Origin of the sequence: Dyella sp. C11 (assembly GCF_003121485.1) — a bacterium.
In the GTDB taxonomy this organism is placed as follows: domain Bacteria; phylum Pseudomonadota; class Gammaproteobacteria; order Xanthomonadales; family Rhodanobacteraceae; genus Dyella.
Window position 1 is genome coordinate 120,627 of record NZ_QAVX01000007.1, and the last position, 18,163, is coordinate 138,789.

General features: G+C 65.0%; 21 protein-coding genes and 1 tRNA gene. 14 read left to right on the forward strand and 8 right to left on the reverse strand.

Annotation, left to right across the window (positions count from 1 at the left end; translation table 11 throughout):
- Nucleotides 1–76: 76 nt before the first annotated feature.
- Complete coding sequence (locus tag DK366_RS09030; protein WP_109125284.1) at nt 77–559, reverse strand: DUF456 domain-containing protein; 483 nt, start codon at nt 557–559, stop codon at nt 77–79.
- Between the two features lie 105 nt (nt 560–664).
- Here DK366_RS09030 and DK366_RS09035 point away from each other — a divergent pair, with 105 nt between their 5' ends.
- Nucleotides 665–1,318 (forward strand): RIO1 family regulatory kinase/ATPase, encoded by a 654-nt coding sequence (locus DK366_RS09035; RefSeq protein ID WP_232820980.1) that lies wholly within the window; start codon nt 665–667, stop codon nt 1,316–1,318.
- Nucleotides 1,319–1,427: 109 nt separating this feature from the next.
- Here the strand turns inward: DK366_RS09035 and DK366_RS09040 are convergent, their stop codons facing one another.
- Entirely contained in the window at nt 1,428–2,315 is an 888-nt protein-coding gene (locus tag DK366_RS09040) for a LysR substrate-binding domain-containing protein (protein ID WP_109125212.1), read from the reverse strand.
- 117 nt (nt 2,316–2,432) lie between these two features.
- On the opposite strand from DK366_RS09040, the gene DK366_RS09045 reads away from it, so the two are divergent.
- Complete coding sequence (locus DK366_RS09045) at nt 2,433–3,035, forward strand: short chain dehydrogenase (RefSeq protein WP_109125213.1); 603 nt, start codon at nt 2,433–2,435, stop codon at nt 3,033–3,035.
- Nucleotides 3,036–3,134: 99 nt separating this feature from the next.
- On the opposite strand, the gene DK366_RS09050 is transcribed toward DK366_RS09045, so the two are convergent.
- Complete coding sequence (locus tag DK366_RS09050; RefSeq protein ID WP_109125214.1) at nt 3,135–3,911, reverse strand: ferredoxin--NADP reductase; 777 nt, start codon at nt 3,909–3,911, stop codon at nt 3,135–3,137.
- Between the two features lie 300 nt (nt 3,912–4,211).
- On the opposite strand from DK366_RS09050, the gene dusA reads away from it, so the two are divergent.
- The 4 genes from dusA (at nt 4,212) to DK366_RS09070 (ending at nt 7,711) form a co-directional block, all read left to right on the forward strand.
- Complete coding sequence (gene dusA, locus DK366_RS09055) at nt 4,212–5,216, forward strand: tRNA dihydrouridine(20/20a) synthase DusA (RefSeq protein WP_109125215.1); 1,005 nt, start codon at nt 4,212–4,214, stop codon at nt 5,214–5,216.
- 95 nt (nt 5,217–5,311) lie between these two features.
- Nucleotides 5,312–5,632 carry a hypothetical protein gene (locus DK366_RS09060; RefSeq protein ID WP_109125216.1) on the forward strand — a complete coding sequence of 107 codons (321 nt, stop codon included), beginning with the start codon at nt 5,312–5,314 and terminating at the stop codon, nt 5,630–5,632.
- Nucleotides 5,632–6,324, forward strand: coding sequence for a response regulator transcription factor (locus tag DK366_RS09065; RefSeq protein WP_109125217.1), 693 nt, complete (start codon nt 5,632–5,634; stop codon nt 6,322–6,324). The genes DK366_RS09060 and DK366_RS09065 overlap by 1 nt, the downstream gene beginning before the upstream one ends.
- The gene (locus DK366_RS09070) at nt 6,290–7,711 is read left to right on the forward strand and encodes an ATP-binding protein (protein WP_109125286.1); all 1,422 of its coding nucleotides are present in this window, start codon (nt 6,290–6,292) and stop codon (nt 7,709–7,711) included. Before DK366_RS09065 ends, DK366_RS09070 begins: the two co-directional genes overlap by 35 nt.
- 96 nt (nt 7,712–7,807) lie before the next feature.
- On the opposite strand, the gene DK366_RS09075 is transcribed toward DK366_RS09070, so the two are convergent.
- Entirely contained in the window at nt 7,808–8,575 is a 768-nt protein-coding gene (locus DK366_RS09075) for a M90 family metallopeptidase (RefSeq protein ID WP_109125218.1), read from the reverse strand.
- Between the two features lie 9 nt (nt 8,576–8,584).
- The gene (locus tag DK366_RS09080; RefSeq protein ID WP_232820981.1) at nt 8,585–8,848 is read right to left on the reverse strand and encodes a hypothetical protein; all 264 of its coding nucleotides are present in this window, start codon (nt 8,846–8,848) and stop codon (nt 8,585–8,587) included.
- Between the two features lie 295 nt (nt 8,849–9,143).
- On the opposite strand from DK366_RS09080, the gene DK366_RS09085 reads away from it, so the two are divergent.
- The 5 genes from DK366_RS09085 (at nt 9,144) to DK366_RS09105 (ending at nt 13,486) form a co-directional block, all read left to right on the forward strand.
- On the forward strand, nt 9,144–10,112 hold the full coding sequence (locus DK366_RS09085; protein ID WP_109125219.1) for a biotin--[acetyl-CoA-carboxylase] ligase: 969 nt from the start codon (nt 9,144–9,146) through the stop codon (nt 10,110–10,112).
- Nucleotides 10,109–10,867 carry a type III pantothenate kinase gene (locus DK366_RS09090; protein WP_109125220.1) on the forward strand — a complete coding sequence of 253 codons (759 nt, stop codon included), beginning with the start codon at nt 10,109–10,111 and terminating at the stop codon, nt 10,865–10,867. Before DK366_RS09085 ends, DK366_RS09090 begins: the two co-directional genes overlap by 4 nt.
- A gap of 38 nt (nt 10,868–10,905) precedes the next feature.
- Nucleotides 10,906–11,652: an SPOR domain-containing protein gene (locus DK366_RS09095; protein WP_109125221.1), complete on the forward strand. Its 747-nt coding sequence runs from the start codon at nt 10,906–10,908 to the stop codon at nt 11,650–11,652.
- Nucleotides 11,653–11,702: 50 nt separating this feature from the next.
- Nucleotides 11,703–11,778: transfer RNA gene (locus DK366_RS09100), tRNA-Thr, on the forward strand.
- Nucleotides 11,779–11,911: 133 nt separating this feature from the next.
- Nucleotides 11,912–13,486, forward strand: a complete 1,575-nt coding sequence (locus DK366_RS09105) for an MFS transporter (RefSeq protein WP_109125222.1) — start codon at nt 11,912–11,914, stop codon at nt 13,484–13,486.
- A gap of 35 nt (nt 13,487–13,521) precedes the next feature.
- On the opposite strand, the gene DK366_RS09110 is transcribed toward DK366_RS09105, so the two are convergent.
- The 3 genes from DK366_RS09110 to DK366_RS09120 are packed head-to-tail and all read right to left on the reverse strand — an operon-like array spanning nt 13,522 to nt 15,575.
- Nucleotides 13,522–14,268, reverse strand: coding sequence for a glucose 1-dehydrogenase (locus tag DK366_RS09110; protein WP_109125223.1), 747 nt, complete (start codon nt 14,266–14,268; stop codon nt 13,522–13,524).
- Between the two features lie 30 nt (nt 14,269–14,298).
- Nucleotides 14,299–14,694: a DUF427 domain-containing protein gene (locus DK366_RS09115; protein ID WP_109125224.1), complete on the reverse strand. Its 396-nt coding sequence runs from the start codon at nt 14,692–14,694 to the stop codon at nt 14,299–14,301.
- Nucleotides 14,695–14,726: 32 nt separating this feature from the next.
- Nucleotides 14,727–15,575, reverse strand: a complete 849-nt coding sequence (locus DK366_RS09120) for an alpha/beta hydrolase (protein WP_109125225.1) — start codon at nt 15,573–15,575, stop codon at nt 14,727–14,729.
- 168 nt (nt 15,576–15,743) lie between these two features.
- On the opposite strand from DK366_RS09120, the gene DK366_RS09125 reads away from it, so the two are divergent.
- From DK366_RS09125 to rocF, 3 genes are all read left to right on the forward strand, one after another.
- The gene (locus tag DK366_RS09125; protein ID WP_109125226.1) at nt 15,744–16,643 is read left to right on the forward strand and encodes a LysR family transcriptional regulator; all 900 of its coding nucleotides are present in this window, start codon (nt 15,744–15,746) and stop codon (nt 16,641–16,643) included.
- Nucleotides 16,644–16,828: 185 nt separating this feature from the next.
- On the forward strand, nt 16,829–17,209 hold the full coding sequence (locus tag DK366_RS09130) for a rhodanese-like domain-containing protein (protein ID WP_109125227.1): 381 nt from the start codon (nt 16,829–16,831) through the stop codon (nt 17,207–17,209).
- A gap of 38 nt (nt 17,210–17,247) precedes the next feature.
- On the forward strand, nt 17,248–18,162 hold the full coding sequence (rocF, locus tag DK366_RS09135) for an arginase (protein ID WP_109125228.1): 915 nt from the start codon (nt 17,248–17,250) through the stop codon (nt 18,160–18,162).
- The last annotated feature ends 1 nt before the right edge of the window (nt 18,163 follow it).

Below are 18,163 nucleotides of genomic sequence, written 5' to 3' on the forward strand. Positions count from 1 at the left end.
CCTGAAGGTGAGGTACCCCGAGCCTATAAGGCAACGCGCGGAGCGCGCCATGTGCCGAAGGTCGCCCCGGAAGCGGTCAGCCGACCAGCATGGCAAAGCCAAACAGGCCGATCATCACGAACGAGAGCACCAGCTTCACGAAGGTACCGAACAGCAGGCCGAGCCACGTGGCAACGCCCACATGCGCCGAGCGCAGCACGCTCTTTCCCGACGCCAGCTCGCCCAGCAGCGCGCCAAGGAACGGGCCGGCGATGAGTCCGGCCAGGCCGAAGAACATGCCCACCACCGTACCGACGCCCGCGCCCCAGATGGCCCGCCGGCTGGCCCCGACCCGTTTGGCGCCTAGCGAGGCGGCGACAAAATCCAGCAGCACGCCAATGGCGCCGAGAAAGCCGATGACGACCAGCCACCACAGGCCCAGGTGCCGGTACTGGTCCACCGCCGCGGCCAGCCAGATGCCGCCGAAGATCATCGGAATGCCCGGCAGCGCGGGCAGGATGTTGCCGGCAAGGCCGCCGATCATCAGTAACGCGGCAAGCACGTACAGTGCGATTTCCAGCATGGTTTTCTCCGTGTGCGGCAGCCAGCATATCGGGAGGCCGTTGCAGCGTGCAGCGAAGGCTTGGGCGACAATAAGGCGGCAGTCACGACGGCAGGCGCTTCCATGGAAAGTTCGCGCGACATGCTCCTCAAGGCCGATGAACTGGGTCGTATCGAAACGACCGAGCGCGACGGCGTGCGGGTGATCCGTCGCGATGTCGATGCCGCTCGCTGGTGGGCTCGCGCCTTGGCGCGCAACGCGGCCGCACGCGAAGCGCGCGCATTGGCGGCACTCGATGGTATCGATGGTGTTCCCACGCTGCTGAGCTGGGACGGCCGCGAGTTGCTGCGTGGTTACATCTGCGGCGCGCCCATGCAACAGGCGCAACCGCGCGACCCCGCCTATTACCGGGAGGCGCTGCGCCTGCTGGCGCGCCTGCATCGCCGCGGCATCGTGCACAACGACCTTGCCAAGGAACCCAACTGGCTGGTGCGAACGGACGGTCGCCCTGCCGTGGTCGACTTCCAGGTCGCATGGACGCAAACGCGCCGCAACGCGCTGTTTCGCGTGCTTGCGCGTGAGGACGTGCGTCACCTGCTCAAGCACAAGCGCACGTATTGCCCGCAAGCGTTGACGGCCCGGCAACGCGCCATTCTCGACACGCCAGCGCCCCATGCACGGTTGTGGCGTGCCACCGGCAAGCGCCTTTACAAGCTCATTGCTCGGCGCGTGTTCGGTTATTGGGACAACGAGGGAAAGGGACGCGTGCGGCAGTAAAGATGCCGCTTTTCTGTAGGAGCGCACTTTGTGCGCGACCGCAGCCTCTGGTGTCTTCGTGCATGTCAGCGCTGCCGTCGCGCACAAGTGCGCTCCTACAGGTAGTGCACTAGACGCCGAAGCGCTCCAGCAGAAAGTCGATCATGCTCCGCAGTTTTGCGGTGGGCCTTCGATCCTGCGCATAGAGCAAATGCATCGGCGTCGAAGGGGGCGCCCATTCTGGCAACACCGGCATCAGCCTTCCTTCGGCCAGGTCATCCGACAGCAGTACCTCGGGCTGAAGCACGATGCCGGCGCCGTGCAGCGCGGCCACGCGCAGTGCATCGCCATGATCCACGGATAGCCGGCCCTGCACCGGCACATCGCATGTTTCGCCCTGCGGGCCGAGCAGTCGCCACTGATCCCGACGGCGCCAGTTGGTCAAGCCCAGACAGACATGCTTCGCCAGTTCTTCCGGCCGCGCAGGTGTGCCGTGCCTTGCCAGATACTGTGGCGATGCCGCGAGCAGCATGCGATACGGCTGCAAGGTCCTCGCCACCAGTTGCGGGTCGTCGACGGCGCCGATGCGGATGCCCAGTTCATAGCCTTCACCGACCAGGTCGTACACGCGATTGTCGAGCGAGAGTTCGACGCTGACGTCCGGGTAGCGCTGCAAGTAATCGGTGAGTGCAGGTGTAAGGCGACGGCTGCCGAAACTCATGGGTGCGGTGATGCGCAGGCGTCCGCGCGGCGTTGCTTGCAGTTCGTGCGCGCTGCGCTCGGCGAGTTCCACATCGGCGAGCACGAGTTTGCAGCGTTCGTAGTACAGGCGACCCACTTCGGTGAGTTGTTGCCGGCGCGTGGTCCGATGAAGCAGGCGTGCACCCAGGCGTTGCTCGATCGCACGGATGTGCTTGCCCGCCATGGTGGGCGACACGCCACTGGCCTCGGCTGCGGCGGCAAAGCTGCCGGCATCCACCACGCGCACGAACATCGCCATGCTCGCCAATGTGTCCATGATTGAAAACCCATGGTGTTGAATGGGTCGAATGATGGCACGTTTATTCCGCGATGCATCCGGCGGAAACTGGACCCTTGGCGACCCATCACGGGGCGCACGTATCGAGGTATGTCCATGCGCATTCTGCTTATCGGCGCCAGCGGCACCGTCGGCCAGGCGGTCGCCGGGGCGCTGGCTCCCCACCACGAACTCATTCGCGCCGCGCGCAACTCGGGCGACCTGCGTGTCGACCTGACCGACATGGCCAGCATCGAGCGCATGTACCGGGACGCGGGCGAGCTGGATGCCGTGGTGACCACGGCGGGTCACGTGCATTTCGGCCCACTGGTGGACACCACGTCCACGCAATTCATGTCCGGTCTTCAGGACAAGTTGATGGGCCAGGTGAATGCGGTGATCGCGGGCATTCCGTATCTGCGCGACGGCGGCTCGTTCACGCTCACCAGTGGCATCACGGCGGAGGAACCCATCAGGCTGGGTACGAATGCCACCACGGTGAACGCCGCGATCGAAGGCTTCGTGCGTTCGGCATGCACGGAATTGCCGCGCGGTCTGCGCATCAATGCAGTGAGCGCCACGTTGTTGACTGAAGCGTTGGAAGCCTTTGGCCCGTATTTCCCCGGCTTTCCGGCCGTGCCCGGCGAGCGCGTGGGCCAAGTGTATCGGCGTAGCGTGGAAGGTGTGCTGACCGGGCGCGTGTACAAGATCTGGGAATAACGACGGACGGCTGAAATGAATGTGGGAGCGCACCCTGTGCGCGACTGGCATTGCCTCAGTCGCGCACAGGGTGCGCTCCCACAAAAGCAGCGAAGCTTTTTACTTCTCGACGAACGCCCGCTCGATCACGTAGTCACCCGGTTCGCGCGTGCGCGGCGATACCTGGAAACCGCGCGCATCGAGCAGGGCGCAGGTGTCGTCCAGCATCGATGGGCTGCCGCACAGCATCACGCGGTCAACGGCCGGATCGAGCGGCGGCAGGCCAATCGCCTGGCTCATGGCGCCGTCGACGATGTTGTCGGTGATGCGGCCCTGATGGCGGAACGTCTCGCGCGTCACCGTCGGGTAGTAGATCAGCTTCTCGCGCACCAGCTCGCCCAGGTATTCGTGCTGCGGCAGCTCGGTTTCCAGGTAGTCCTTGTACGCAAGGTCGTTGACGTTGCGCACGCCGTGCGCGATCACGATCTTCTCGTAGCGCTCGTAGGTTTCCGGGTCGCGCACCAGGCTCATGAAGGGCGCCAGGCCCGTACCCGTACCGAGCAGGTAAAGATGCCTGCCGGGCTTCAGGTCGTTCAGCACCAGCGTGCCCGTGGGCTTGCGGCTTACGATGAGCGGATCACCCGGCTTCAGATGCTGCAGACGCGAGGTGAGCGGGCCGTTCTGCACCTTGATGCTGAAGAACTCCAGATGCTCCTCGTAATTGGCGCTGGCGATGGAATACGCGCGCATCAACGGGCGGCCATCCACTTCCAGGCCGATCATCACGAACTGTCCGCTCTCGAAGCGGAAGCCCGGATCGCGCGTCGTGCGGAAGCTGAAGAGACTGTCGTTCCAGTGGTGCACGTCGATCACGTGCTCCGTCGCCAATGCCACCATTGCCGGTTACCGTCCTGAAGAGTGCTGGGGAAGCTGCGGGCAGAGCGCTGGCCGGTGGCCTGCGCCGGACTCGTGTGGGGAGGGCGGAATCCGCTGCGCCTGACGAGTGCTGCCCTGGGGGTGCAGCGAAGCGGCCATTATGCCACGGGGATCCGCCTGGTCAGGCGCTCCGGCACGGGCGGGCGCGGCATCATGCCGCAAAGGGGAATCGGCCAGGGCCTCGGCCGCCTCTCGGGGCGGCCAGGAGGCTGTAGCCGCTGCCTCCGCAGTCCGCTGAAGGCAACGCAGTACAATGGGCGCATGTCATCCCCGATTTCCTCCCCGGGCCAGCTGCTCCAGAAGGACGACTGGCGTCTCACCGTTGCGCCCATGATGGACTGGACGGACCGCCACTGCCGGTACTTCCACCGTCTGTTGTCCCCGCATGCCCGGCTTTACACCGAAATGGTGACCAGCGCCGCGCTGGTGCGCGGCAAGCAGCTGCGCCTGCTCGAACACAGCCAGCAGGAGCATCCGGTGGCGCTGCAGCTGGGCGGCAGCGAGCCGGAGGAGCTCGCCATCGCGGCCCGCTACGGCGCCGATGCGGGCTACGACGAAATCAACCTCAACGTGGGTTGCCCTTCCGATCGCGTGCAGTCCGGCCGCTTCGGTGCCTGCCTGATGCGCGAGCCGGCGCTGGTGGGTGATTGCGTGAAGGCCATGCGCGACGCGGTGGACGTGCCCGTGACGGTGAAATGCCGCATCGGCGTTGACGACCAGGACGACTACGCCGATCTGCAGCACTTCACCGAAACCATGATCGACGCGGGCGTGGAAGTGCTGGTGGTACACGCCCGCAAGGCGTGGCTGCAGGGCCTGAGCCCCAAGGAAAACCGCGAAATTCCGCCGCTCGACTACGAGCGCGTGTATCGCCTCAAGCGCGAGTTCCCCGAACTGGTGGTCGTCATCAATGGCGGCATCACCACGGTGGAACAGGTGCAGGCGCATCTGGAACGGGTGGACGGCGTCATGCTCGGCCGGGCGGCCTACCACGACCCCTACATCCTCGCCCAGGTCGAGGCCGCGCTTTACGGTGAGCCGATGCCGGCTCGCGACGACGTGCTGCTCCGCATGCGCCCGTATATCGAGGCCGAACTGGCTCGGGGCACGTCGCTCAAGCACATCAGTCGCCACCTGCTGGGGCTGTACCAGGGCGAGCCGGGCGCCCGCGGCTTCCGCCGCCGGCTGAGCGAAGGCGCCCATTTGCCGGACGCCGACTGGCGTCTGATCGAGCAAGCCATCGCACAACCCCGCGTTGCCGCGTGACCGTTCAGGTTCGTCCGGTCACTATTCAGCCGCGATTCCATAGTCTGAACACGATGGACCGTGTCCCCGCAGGTAATCCGGGCTTGTTTAACAAAATGAAAACAATCCTGCGTCCACTGATATGGCTACTGGCGTTGTCGGCAGGCTCGAGTGCCTGGGCTGCGCAGTCGAACGAGCCAGCCATGTCGCTGGAGCAGGCTGTGAATCAGGTGCAGCACGAGACCGGTGGCAAGGTGTTGTCGGCCCAGACGGTACGGCGGGGCCGCAGCTCGTTCGAACATCGCGTAAAGGTGCTCACGCCTACCGGGCACGTGCGCGTGGTGACCGTGACGACGGAGGCGGCCAAGGGGCCGGCCTCTGGCGATTCGACCAAGAACCCGTCCAGTGACGGTGGAAGCAACAAGGAGAAACACTGATGCGCATTCTTTTGGTTGAGGACGAGGCTCCGCTGCGCGAGACCCTCGCCGCCCGCCTGAAGCGCGATGGTTTTGCCGTCGATGCAGCCCAGGACGGTGAAGAAGGCTTGTACATGGGGCGCGAAGTGCCCTTCGACCTGGCCATCATCGACCTCGGCTTGCCCAAGATGTCGGGCATGGACCTGATCAAGTCGCTGCGCGAGGCCGGCCAGCGCTATCCCATCCTTATCCTCACCGCCCGTGGAGGCTGGCAGGACAAGGTGGAAGGCCTCAAGCACGGCGCCGACGATTACCTCGTCAAGCCGTTCCATGTCGAAGAACTGCTGGCTCGCATCAACGCGCTGGTGCGTCGCGCCAGTGGCTGGTCCAAGCCGGTGCTGGCCTGCGGCCCGATCAAGCTGGACACCACCGCGCAGACGGTGACGGTGGAAGGCAAGGCGGTCGACCTGACCAGCTACGAATACAAGGTGCTCGAATACCTGATGCTGCATGCGGGTGAGCTGGTCTCCAAGGCCGATCTCACCGAACACATCTACCAGCAGGATTTCGATCGCGATTCCAACGTGCTGGAGGTCTTCATCGGTCGCCTGCGCAGGAAGCTGGACCCGGAAGGCAACCTCAAGCCCATCGAGACGGTACGTGGACGCGGATACCGCTTTGCCATCCCTCGCAGCGAAAGCGACGACGAATAATGCAACGCCCCCGCCGCGCCGCCCGTTCTCACTGGCGGCGCGCGCGGCGCTGGCGACAGGTTTCGTGCTGGCTGCGTTTCTTGGCGTAGTCGGCCTTACGCTCACGCGCACCAACAACGATCGCGCCCTGCAGGGCCTGCACGATCGTCTGGAAAATTTCTTCATGGCCTACCTGGCCGGCACGGAAGTGAGCCGGTCGGGCAAGGTATTGATGCCCGATACGCTGCCCGATTCGATGTTCTCGCGACCGGGCTCGGGGCTTTATGCCGTCGTCGTGGGTGACAACAACTTCAAGTGGGAATCGCCTTCGGCCATCGGTCGCGATTTCGGTTTCCTGCATCCGTTGGAACCGGGCCAATCCCAATTCATCGGTCCGGTCGATACGCGCATGGGGCGGCTGTATTACTACATTCGCGGCGTGGCGCTGGACAACGCCGAAAAGAAATCCGTGCCGCTCACCTTCATGGTGGCGCAGACCGAGGACCAGTACGAAGGTCCCAACGCCGTCTTCCGACGAAGCCTGATCTTCTGGCTCGCCTCACTCGGTGTGATGCTGATCCTGCTGCAGCTGCTGCTGCTGCGCTGGAGTCTTACGCCGTTGCGCAAGGTGGCCAATGAGATGTCGCGCGTGGAGCGCGGCGACCGCGAACACCTTGGCGATCAATATCCCCAGGAACTCACGGGCCTGACCGAACGCATCAACGCCTTCATCGACAGCGAGCGCGAACAGCGCGTACGCACGCGCAACACGCTGGCGGATCTGGCGCACAGCCTGAAGACGCCGCTGGCGGTGATACGTTCGAGTCTTGAAAGCGTCAGCGGCGAATCCGGCTTGCGCGATCAGGTGCTGGAGCAGGTGCGCAAGATGGACGAGCTGGTGGCTTACCAGCTTGCGCGCGCGGCCACGTCCGGTCGACAGACCTTCGCCACCACGGCCATTCCCATCGCCAGCCACGCGGAAGACCTGGTGCAAAGCCTGGAGAAGGTGTACGCCGCGAAGAACGTGCTGTGCGAATTTGATATCGACGACAACGCCGCGTTCTACGGTGAACAGGGCGACCTGCTCGAACTGATGGGCAACTTGCTGGAAAACGCCTTCAAGTGGGCGCGCCATCGCGTGCTGCTGGTGGTGAAGATGCGTCCGGTGGCAGGACGTCAGCGCCCCGGCTTGTGGCTGAGCGTGGAAGACGACGGCCCCGGCATCGACGACGACAAGATCGAAAGCGTGCTGCAGCGTGGCGTGCGTGGCGACGAGCGCGTGCAGGGGCACGGCATCGGGTTGTCGATCGTGCAGGACATCATTCGCGCTTACGGCGGCGAGCTGGGGGTCGATCGATCACCGGAATTCAACGGCGCGCGCTTCAGCGTGAAGTTCCCGCCCGGTTGATGCGCGCTTCCTCCCTCTCCCCTTCGGGGAGAGGGTCGGGGTGAGGGGCCAACCTGGCGACAACCATCGTGTGGCCATCCAAACAAAAAATCACACTCACCCCGGCGCCGGCGAAACCCCGTAATACGCCTCAAGCAATCGAGCCACCGTCGCATCCGCACGCTGCAGCACGCCCGGCTGCGACCAATGCAGCTCGCTCACCACGGCAAAGAACTCGTCCGGGCTTTCGGCAGCGTACGGATCGATCAGCGTATCCCGCCCGCGGGCGACGTCATTGGACAGCAGGTCGAACGCGCGCTGGAATGCCACGATCCATTGGCGGCGCGAAATGGATGGTGGGAGCGGCGGCACGCCATCCGGCGGCCCGTCGAGCATGTCGAGCTTGTGCGCGATTTCGTGCACGACCACGTTGTAGCCGTCCCACGGTTGAGCCAGGTCGAGCTGCACGTCGGCAAGCGACAGTACGAGCGGGCCGTGTTCCCAGGCCTCGCCGATAAGCACGTCGTCGCTTTCGGTCACCACGCCGTTGCGATCGTCGTGATGACTGCGTTTCACCTTGAACTCGCCCGGATAAATCAGGATGTCGCGCCAACCGCGCAATGCGCCCGGACCCGGGCGGAGCACGGGCAGGCAGGCCTGGATGGCAATGGCGGCGCAGGTGCCCTCGGTCAGCTCGGCACCGGCCAGGGCGTGCAGGCGTTTGCGGGCGAGGAATACACCCACCAGGCGACGGAGCTCATGCTGGCGGGCGGTATCCAGGCGTTGGGCAATGGGACTGGCGGCCAGCGCAAGGCGCCAGGGTTTGTCAGCGAGCGGGGGAGGGCTTACGTAGGCGCGGAGGCGCCGCCACCAGTCAGCCGACACAAGCGGTGGTTACTGGATGGAGCCCGGCAACAACGACTGCCAGCCGATGCGGTTCTGGCGGGCGCGCGGCGATCGGGCCGGGGGCGTGGGCGGGCAGTTGTCGCTGGACGACGACGAGGCGGGGCCGGGAGACGTATTGGCTTCGCGGGACAGCCCGAGGGCGTCGCCACCGCTGCCGCCGGCACCTTCATGGCTTGCCGAGCTGCTGTCCACCGTGCGCTGCATGGAGTTCAGATCCTGGCCGTCCGCGTCCATGGCCGATGCAGCACCCACGCTGCCGACGCATAAAACACATCCAATCAAGAACTTCCTGACGCCCATGGCGGCTCAACCCCTTGATCCGCAAACCAAGGTCCGGATGCTGGCAGAAAAAAGAAGGCGATACCAGTGCCTGCGCAACCCTCGCGCAAGGCTCGCGAGTCCCAGAAGTCATGGGGCGACGAGGCAAGGGCAACCTCCGGCGCGCCGTGACGGCAGGCTAGAATCGCCCGATGCCTCGCCTCCCGACTTCGCCTTCTTATGCCAGCGACTGCCGCGTACGCGGTTTGTCGGTGTGGGGCCTGGCGTAATGCAGGCGCAGGAACTCCTGGTGGCGCTGTCGGATGGCGGCATGGTGTCCGGTTCCCAGCTGGCCGAACGCGCCGGCGTTACGCGTGCCGCGATCTGGAAGCAGATCGAAGCGCTTCGCGCGCGTGGCGTGCCGGTGGAATCCCGCGGTACGGCCGGTTACTGCCTTCCCTGGCCGGTCCAGCTGCTCGATGTGGAAGCCATTCGCCATGCGCTGCCGGCTGGCGCGCGCGAGCGGGTCGGCGCGCTGGAGCTGCACTGGGAAATCGACTCGACGTCCAGCGAGATCCAGCGCCGCCAGGCCGATCTGGCTGACCTGAGCATGGTGCTGGCGGAAACGCAGACCGCCGGGCGCGGACGGCGCGGACGGCAGTGGTTGTCGCCACCGGGCCTGAATATCTATCTGTCGTGCCTGAAGCGTTTCGAAGCGGGGTTCGCGGCACTCTCCGGCTTGTCGCTCGCGGTTGGCGTGATCGTGATGCGCACACTCGATGCGTTGGGCATCCGCGGCGCGGGCCTGAAGTGGCCCAACGACGTGTTGAGCGACGGCGGCAAGCTCGCCGGCATCCTGGTGGAGCTTGGCGGGGAATACCAAGGGCCTTGTTCGGCCATCATCGGAGTGGGGTTGAACGTGCGGCTTACCGAAGCGCTGCACCAGCAGGCGGGCCAGCCGGTGAACGATCTGGCCACGCTCGCGGGGCACGCGCCGGATCGCAATCGCGTGGCCGCCGCACTCGTTGCCGCGCTGGCTGAAGGGCTGGATCAATTCGAACGGGAAGGCTTCAGCGCCTTCGTCGATGAATACGCACGCCATGACTTGCTGAGTGGCAAGCCGCTGCGCGTACAGGGTGCTGCCCACGTGACCGAAGGTACGGGCGCGGGTGTGGATGCGCGCGGTGCGCTGCTGTTGCAGACAGCCGACGGCGTGCATCGCATCGACAGCGCCGACGTCACGGTGCGACGCACATGAGACTGCTGCTCGACCTCGGAAATACACGCCTGAAATGGGCCCTGCGCGAAGGTTCGCGCTGGGTGGGGCAGGGTGCGGTGGCGTGGAACGACGACGTCGTGCTCGCGCTGCACGAAGCCTGGCGACTGGTGCCACGTCCCGATCACGTGTTCGGTGCGTCGGGGGTGGACGGCGGTCGCGAAATGCAAATCTCCGCGGTGGTGTTCACCTGCTTCGAGCGCGAGCCCACCTGGCTGCGCACGCCGGCGGAGGCCTGCGGTGTGCGTAACGCTTACCCCGAACCCGGCCGGCTGGGTGTGGATCGTTTTCTCGGCATGGTGGCGGCGCGTGCGGAAGGTCTGGCGCCCTGCATTCTTGCCAGCGTGGGGACCGCGCTGACGCTCGACGCGCGCGATGCGGACGGCCAGCACCTGGGTGGCCTGATCGCCCCGGGGCCGCAGCGGATGCAGCAATCCCTACTTGGCGCCACGTCGCGGGTAGTGGTTGATCGTCCGGGCCGCGTGCTGGAAGTCGCCGACAACACACCCGATGCCGTCGCCTCCGGATGCTGGCAGGCCGCTGCGGCGCTGGTCGAGCGTTTTGTCGCGCACATGTCCGCCCCCCTGGGTGGCTCGCCGCAACTCATTTTCGGCGGCGGCGATGCGGAATCGCTGGCGCCGCTGGTCGACATCCATTCGCGGCTCAGCGAGGACGGCGTGCTGCGCGGTCTGGCCGTGTGGTCGGACGCACATACACCTGTCGCGCGATCTCCCTAGAATGCTCGCTCCCCTGCACGTTGCCTGACGGATCGACGATGTTCCTGCGCCTGCTCTTTGTCCTGCTGATTGCGCTCAACATTGCGGTGGGCGCGTGGCTGCTGCTTGGCCAGGACGACGTGCACGGGCGCAGCGCCACCGACGCGGGCGTGCCCGAACTGCACCTGTTGAGCGAGCGCCCAGCCACGCCGTCCAGCGCACCGGCGCCTGCATCGTCTGCGGTGTCCTCGGTCGCCGGGCAGGGTGATGTCACGCCACCGAGCCCCGCTTCCACCCCCGCGGCTGTTGCACCGGCACCCGCGCCCGCCCAGCCCGCGCTGCCGTCGCGCCCCAACACCTACACCTGCATGGCCTTGGGCCCGTTTGCCACGCAGACCGACATGCGCAACGCACGCGCCGCGCTCACCAACCAGGCGGCGCGCATGCGATCGCGCCAGGAACAGACCACCCAGACCACCGGCTGGTGGGTTTACCTGCCCGGTGGCGGAACCCGCGACAAGGCGCTGGAACTGGGTCGGCGCCTGGCCGCTGCCAACGTGGGCGAATACTTCATCGTCAGCTCGGGCGACCAGTCCAACACCATCTCGCTGGGCTTGTTCAAAGACCCGGCCAACGCCCGTCGCCGTCGGGAGCAGGTGGCTGCAGCGGGCTTTCCCGCACAGATGAGCGAGCGCACCGAGAGCGTGCCGGAGTATTGGCTGGATGTGGTCATCGCCGACAACGGCCACGCCGACTGGCGCAACCGCGTGCGCGGCGTCGGTTCCCACAGCACCGGCTGCTTCTGACCGGTTTTTTGGCGTCGGGCCACACGGGCCTGCTAGACTTGCCGTCCTTCGCCGGTATAGCTCAGTTGGTAGAGCAACTGATTTGTAATCAGTAGGTCGCGGGTTCGACTCCTGCTGCCGGCACCAGTGAAACGAAAGGCCTGCGTGGATCATTCCGCGCGGGCCTTTTTATGGGATCGGCCGCAACGGCACGCATTCGAAGCGCGCGGCTCGATGGCAGCGGAGTAAGCTGCGTCGGGTCGTGATTCCGGTGGCTAGCATGAGTCAGATTGGAAAGCCTCCTTGCGAAGACGGCGTCATCCTGAAGGGAGCGCCGGCAGAGCCTTGTTCATCGCCAGCGCGCCATTGGACGCTGGTGGTGGCGATACTGGGATCGAGCCTCGCGTTCATCGACGGCACGGTGGTGAACGTGGCGCTTCCTGCCATCCAGCGCGAACTCGGCGCGACCACTTCCGATGCGCAATGGGTGATGGAGTCTTACGCGCTGTTCCTGGCGTCGCTGTTGCTGGTGGGTGGCGTGCTGGGAGATCGCTTCGGGCGCAAGCGTGTTTTCCTGATCGGCACGGTCATGTTCACGGCGGCATCAATCGGTTGCGCTATGTCCACGGCGGTGGCGCCGTTGATTGCGGCTCGCGCCATTCAGGGCATTGGCGCGGCATTGCTGGTGCCGGGCAGCCTGGCGTTGATCAGTGCCACGTTTCCGCAGTCGGAACGAGGTGCCGCCATCGGTACGTGGTCGGCGTTCAGTGGCATTACGGCGGCAATCGGGCCGGTCATTGGCGGGTTTCTCGTCGATCACTATTCGTGGGCGTGGGCCTTTCTGGTCAATGCACCCGTTGGCGTTGCGGTATTGGCGATAGGTGCTTTGAAGGTGCCCGAAAGCCGGGGCGGTGCGGAGGCGGGTTCCATCGACATGCTCGGCGCCACGCTGGTGACCATCGGCCTGGCTGGATTGGTGTTTGCCTTCATCGAAGCGCCATCGCGTGGCTGGGGTGCGATGCCGGTATGGCTTGCCCTGCTGGTGGGCGTACTTGCGCTGGTGTTCTTCGTGCGAGTGGAACAACGCGTCGCATCGCCCATGCTGCCGCTGGGGCTGTTTCGCGAGCGGGATTTCACCGGCGCCAATCTGCTGACGTTGTTGCTCTACGCATCGCTGGGCGGCAGCCTGTTCTTTCTGCCGCTGAACCTGATCCAGGTGCAGGGTTACGGCGCCACGGGCGCGGGTGCCGCGTTGTTGCCGTTCATCGCCATCATGTTTCTCCTGTCGCGCTGGGCGGGAAGCCTGGTGGATCGGTTCGGGCCTCGTCTGCCGTTGGTGGTGGGGCCCGTGATCGCCGCAGCTGGATTCGCGATGTTTGCGCTGCCTTCCATCGGTGGCAGTTACTGGGCGGCTTTCTTGCCGGCCATCTGTGTCCTCGGCTTCGGCATGAGCATCACGGTGGCGCCGTTGACGACGACGGTGATGAACAGCGTGGACGCCACGCTGGCGGGCACGGCATCGGGTATCAACAACGCGGTGTCGCGTGCTGCCGCCCTGCTGGCGGTGGCTCTCTTCGGTTTCGTCTTGACGATGGTTTTCAACGCCACTCTGGCGCGAGAACTGGCTGGCGTGCAGGCGCCGCAGGAGTTGGTGTCTGCGGTGGTGGCGCAACGCCAGAAGCTTGCGGGCATCGTGCTTCCCGCTGGCTACGCGCAAGCGGCTGTTGAAGCGATGAGTCACGCAATCAAGGCGTCCTTCGTTGCCGGCTTTCGGTGGGTAATGCTGATCTCGGCCCTGCTGGCGCTGTTGAGCGCGGTGTGCGCGCAGGTCTTCATCCGGGGAAAAACGACATGACGGGGCACCCGCTTCGGGAAGCGGGCGCCCCATGATTACAGCTTGGAACCACCATCCACGCTCACCGTGTCGCCGGTGATCCAGCGTGCATCGTCCGAAGCGAGAAAGACGATCGGCCCGGCAATGTCGTCGGGCTGTGCGATGCGCTTCAGCGCCTGCATGCCCAAGGTGTAATCGCGCCCAGCTTCCGACTTGGCGAAGCTGGACATGTCCGTTTCCACCACGCCCGGCGCCACGGCGTTGACGCGAATGCCGCGCTCGCCCAGTGCGGCCGCAAAATGGGTGACCAGCGTGTCGATGGCGCCTTTGGTGGCGGCGTAGGCGGCGAGCGAGCCGACCGAGGCACGGGCAGCAAGCGACGAAGTGAAGATGATGCTGCTTCCTTCGCACAGGTTGGGCAGCAACTGCTGCACCAGGAAATACGGTGCGCGCACGTTCACCGCGAAAAGCTGATCGAAGTCCTCGATGGTCATCTCTTCGATTGGCCCGGAGCGGGAAATGCCGGCGTTGGCGACCAGTATGTCCAAGCGGCCGCCGACGATGTCACGCACCTGTCTGGCGAGGTCGTGCGGACCGTTCGGCTTGCCGAGATCGGCAGCAATCGTCTGCGCGCGACCACCGGCATCGGTGATTTCCTTCACCACGGCATCGGCCTCCTTCTGCGCGTTGCCGTAGTGGACGAGGACCTGTGCGCCTGCCTTGGCCAAGGCAAGGGCGGCGGCGCGACCAATGCCGCGAGAGGCGCCGGTGACGAGTGCGGTTTTACCCGTGAGTGTTGACATGATGGCGTGTCCTGGAAAGTAAGGTTGGATTCAATCGAGCACTTCAATGCTGTCGACGCGATCCGGATAGAACGCGAGGTGATTCCGGATCGTCGCCACTGCGTCGTAAGGCGCTTCATAGGTCCACACGGCGTTGATGGCGCGTTCGCCGCCGGAAGGGATGCTGTAGTAGTTGCACTCGCCCTTGTACGGGCAATACGTGGTGTGTTCGCTGCGTGCGAGCAATGACTGGTCCACATCCTCGCGCGGGATGTAATGCACGGCGGGGTAGTGCGCTTCCTTCAATACCAGTGCGCGTCGCGAATCCGCGATGACCTTGCCGTTGCTCTTCACCACGACGCGGCGAGAGCTTGCTTCGATGGTGATCGGGTGATCCGGTCCCGGCCGTTTGGCCGTCCGAACGGCGGTGCTTTGTTTCGGGTTCATGGTTTTTCGTCCGTCAGGTGGGGTGAGCGGAATCACTCGGACAGAAAGGTGTCAACGTGCTTCACGAAGCGCTCGGGATACTGGTACTGCGCGCCGTGGTTGCCATCCGGATACAGGATGAGTTGCGCGTTCGGCAGATGTTGCTGGAGCAGGTACGAATTGATCGTGTAGATGATCACGTCGTTGCTGCCATTGAGCACCAGCGTCGGCTGCGTGATCGTCTTGAGGTAGTCGTACGGTTGTTCGCGGGGTGCACCCCACTTCGCCAGGGCTTCCAGCTGAGCCGGTGCCACGTTTTCGTTGGCCTCGGGATCGCGGTCTAAGGTGCGAGAGCGAAAGCGCTGCAGATAGGCGTGGCCGGCGGCCTGGCTGGCCGGGCTGTCGGTGAAGAGCACCTTCAGCCAGAGATGGTCCGGTTCGTCATAGGTGGCGCTGAAGATCTGCTGCGCCTCGGGCGTCAGGCCGCCCATGCCTTCGCCGCTGCGCGGCCCGGTGCCGACCAGGACGAGCTTGCGGACCAGTTGGGGCTCGGCCTGGCTGAGTGCCTGGGCGACGAAGCCGCCCAACGAAAAGCCCAGCACGTCTACCTGCGTGAGCCCCAGCGCCTCGACGAAGGCTGCGGCGTTGGCAGCCATGCCTTCCACGGTGGTGGGCACCTGGCCCGAGCTGCCGGCGATGCCGGCGTTGTCGAACAGGATCACTTCCCGGTCGCGGGCGATGCCGTCCGTGATGGCGGGGTCCCAGTGGTCCATGGTGCCGGTGAAGTGCATGTTGAACAGCAAGGGCACGCCATTGGGGTGGCCAAAGCGGCGGTAGGCGAAGCGGATGCCATTGGCTTCGACGAATTGGGTGGGGGCGGTCTGGTGGGTGTGGGTGGTCATGATCAGAGCCTCGAAGGGAAGGGGATAGGCGTTGCCAGTCCTTTGAAGCATTGCCAGGGCCTGGCTTGCTGAAGCGTTGCCGGCAAATCTAGGCTTCCGTGGCGCCCGTGAAAAAGACTTTGTAAGCTCCTCCCCATGCCTGTGAGGCATGGCTTTCTGGAGATCCCCATGGAGCTTCGTCACCTTCGCTATTTCGTGGCCGTTGCCGAGACGGGCAGCCTGACCGAGGCCGCCGAGCGGCGGCTGTATACCTCGCAGCCATCGCTCAGTCGCCAGATCAAGGACCTGGAGGATCAGGTGGGCGCCTCGCTGTTCAGCCGAAGTGCGCGAGGCGTTGAGCTCACCGATGCCGGCAAGGCGTTCCTCGACCATGCCCGGCTGGCACTCCATCAGGTCGATGCCGCCGTGGAAGCCGCGCGCCGTGCGGCGCTGCCGTCCAAACCGCGTTTTGCGATGGGTTTTCTCACCGGGCAGGAAATGACCTGGCTGCCCGAATCCATGCGCGTGCTGCATGCGGACTTGCCGAACATCGATGTCACCGTCTCCAGCGATTACTCGCCCGATCTGGCAGAAGCCGTTGCACGAGGGCGCCTGGATATCGCCTTCATGCGTGCCGAGCCGGATGTCGATCTTCTCTACCGGCGCGTGGCGCGCGAGCCACTCGTCGTGCTGATGCCCAGCGATCACCCGCTGGCGGTGAAAGAGGCCATCAACCCGGAGGATCTCGTGGGCAGGCCGTTCATCGCGATGGCCAGCAAGGCGAAGGTGCTGCGCGCCACCATCGATGCGTATCTCGCGCAGTCGGGCATCACCATCGAGCCGGCGCAGACGGTGGACAATCCTGCCATGGTGATGTCGCTGGTCGCCTCCACGCGGGGCGTCACGTTGATTCCCGATTACGTGAAAAACCTCATGCCCTGGTCGGTCACGAGCCGCCCCCTGGCTGGCGAGGTGCCGATGATCGATCTCGTGGTTGGCTACAGCCGTGCCAACGCGTCGCCCCTGCTGCAAAGCTTTCTTGGCCATCTCGACGAGATGGTGTCGAAGATGCAGGGCGCGAGCCGCTGACGCTCCGTGGGCCACGCGTACTCGCGGAGTAGAATGCGCAAGTCAAGGCACACCCATTCGGAGCGAGGGTTTGCCCGAAAGCCGAGATGGACGGCGGCTGATCGGCGGCCTGCTAAATAATTCATACGATTCAAGGTGTTGGCAGTGTTTCAGGACGCCTGCCGCGCCGAAAGAGGATTCCCTGCATGTTCAAGGGCCTTTTGGCCGCATGGCTGATGCTGGTGGGCCTGTCTGTCGCCCATGCAGCGGAAGCGCCTGTCGATGCTGCCCAGTTGCTGGAGCGCCAACAGGCAGGGCGCGCGCCCTTGCTGCTTGATGTGCGCCGCACCGAGGAATACCGCGACGGCCATATCGCCGGCGCGCTCAATATTCCGGTGGATCAGCTGGCCAGCCGCGCCGGTGTGCTGGGCGTGCCGCGGGACAGCGACATCGTGGTGTATTGCGTCTCCGGCAAACGGGCTGCCCGGGCGCAGGAAACGCTTACATCGCTGGGCTACACCCACGTGCGATTGCTGGATGGCAGCCTGAACGAATGGCGGCAGCGTCATCTGCCTCTGGCACACTAGGCAAGTCGTATTTCCAGTTCTTCACATTGCAGGTTTTCATGGTCAACAAGGCACTTTCCCTGGTCGGCGTTCCCACCGACATCGGTGCGGGACACCGTGGCGCTTCGATGGGTCCGGAGGCATTGCGCGTCGCCAACCTTCTCGCAAGGCTCACCCGGCGCGGGCTGGATGTGGTGGATCGCGGCAATCTGCAGGGTCCGCTGAACCCGTGGCAGCCGCCGGTGAACGGCTATCGCCATCTGCCTGAAGTGGTGGCGTGGAACCAGGCCGTGCACGAAGCGATCTACGCCGAGCTTGCCGACGGTCGCCTGCCGATCATGCTGGGTGGCGATCACTGCCTGGCCATCGGTTCCATCAGCGCCGTGGCGCGTCATTGCCGCGAAACCGGCAAGACGCTGCGCGTGCTGTGGCTGGATGCGCACGCCGATTTCAACACGGCCGAAGCCACGCCGTCGGGCAACATCCACGGCATGCCGGTGGCGTGCCTGTGCGGCAACGGTCCGAAGGAGCTGGTGGAGATGGGCGGCCATGTGCCGGCGACCACGGCGGCCGTGTTTCGCCAGATCGGCATCCGCTCCGTCGACGAAGGCGAGAAGCGCCTCGTGCGCGAATCGCAGGTGAGCATTTTCGACATGCGCCACATCGACGAAGTGGGCATGAAGCGCACGATGGAAGAAGCGCTTGCCGGCGTGGATGAAAACACGCACCTGCACATCAGTTTCGACGTGGATTTCCTCGACCCGACCATCGCGCCGGGCGTGGGCACCACGGTGCGCGGCGGCCCGAACTACCGCGAAGCGCAGCTGTGCATGGAGATGATTGCGGACACGGGCCGCATCGGCTCGCTGGACATCGTGGAACTCAACCCGGCCTTCGACAAGAAAAACCAGACGGCACGCCTTGCAGTGGATCTGGTCGAGTCGCTGTTCGGCAAGTCGACGCTGATCCGTTGAA

What these genes read in the sequence shown, in the direction of transcription:
- DK366_RS09035 (WP_232820980.1), top strand. Translation starts at nt 665, where the DNA reads ATGGAAAGTTCGCGCGACATGCTCCTCAAGGCCGATGAACTGGGTCGT.
- DK366_RS09040 (WP_109125212.1), bottom strand. Translation starts at nt 2,315, where the DNA reads ATGGACACATTGGCGAGCATGGCGATGTTCGTGCGCGTGGTGGATGCC.
- DK366_RS09045 (WP_109125213.1), top strand. Translation starts at nt 2,433, where the DNA reads ATGCGCATTCTGCTTATCGGCGCCAGCGGCACCGTCGGCCAGGCGGTC.
- DK366_RS09050 (WP_109125214.1), bottom strand. Translation starts at nt 3,911, where the DNA reads ATGGTGGCATTGGCGACGGAGCACGTGATCGACGTGCACCACTGGAAC.
- dusA (WP_109125215.1), top strand. Translation starts at nt 4,212, where the DNA reads ATGTCATCCCCGATTTCCTCCCCGGGCCAGCTGCTCCAGAAGGACGAC.
- DK366_RS09060 (WP_109125216.1), top strand. Translation starts at nt 5,312, where the DNA reads ATGAAAACAATCCTGCGTCCACTGATATGGCTACTGGCGTTGTCGGCA.
- DK366_RS09065 (WP_109125217.1), top strand. Translation starts at nt 5,632, where the DNA reads ATGCGCATTCTTTTGGTTGAGGACGAGGCTCCGCTGCGCGAGACCCTC.
- DK366_RS09085 (WP_109125219.1), top strand. Translation starts at nt 9,144, where the DNA reads ATGCAGGCGCAGGAACTCCTGGTGGCGCTGTCGGATGGCGGCATGGTG.
- DK366_RS09090 (WP_109125220.1), top strand. Translation starts at nt 10,109, where the DNA reads ATGAGACTGCTGCTCGACCTCGGAAATACACGCCTGAAATGGGCCCTG.
- DK366_RS09095 (WP_109125221.1), top strand. Translation starts at nt 10,906, where the DNA reads ATGTTCCTGCGCCTGCTCTTTGTCCTGCTGATTGCGCTCAACATTGCG.
- DK366_RS09105 (WP_109125222.1), top strand. Translation starts at nt 11,912, where the DNA reads ATGAGTCAGATTGGAAAGCCTCCTTGCGAAGACGGCGTCATCCTGAAG.
- DK366_RS09110 (WP_109125223.1), bottom strand. Translation starts at nt 14,268, where the DNA reads ATGTCAACACTCACGGGTAAAACCGCACTCGTCACCGGCGCCTCTCGC.
- DK366_RS09115 (WP_109125224.1), bottom strand. Translation starts at nt 14,694, where the DNA reads ATGAACCCGAAACAAAGCACCGCCGTTCGGACGGCCAAACGGCCGGGA.
- DK366_RS09120 (WP_109125225.1), bottom strand. Translation starts at nt 15,575, where the DNA reads ATGACCACCCACACCCACCAGACCGCCCCCACCCAATTCGTCGAAGCC.
- DK366_RS09125 (WP_109125226.1), top strand. Translation starts at nt 15,744, where the DNA reads ATGGAGCTTCGTCACCTTCGCTATTTCGTGGCCGTTGCCGAGACGGGC.
- DK366_RS09130 (WP_109125227.1), top strand. Translation starts at nt 16,829, where the DNA reads ATGTTCAAGGGCCTTTTGGCCGCATGGCTGATGCTGGTGGGCCTGTCT.
- rocF (WP_109125228.1), top strand. Translation starts at nt 17,248, where the DNA reads ATGGTCAACAAGGCACTTTCCCTGGTCGGCGTTCCCACCGACATCGGT.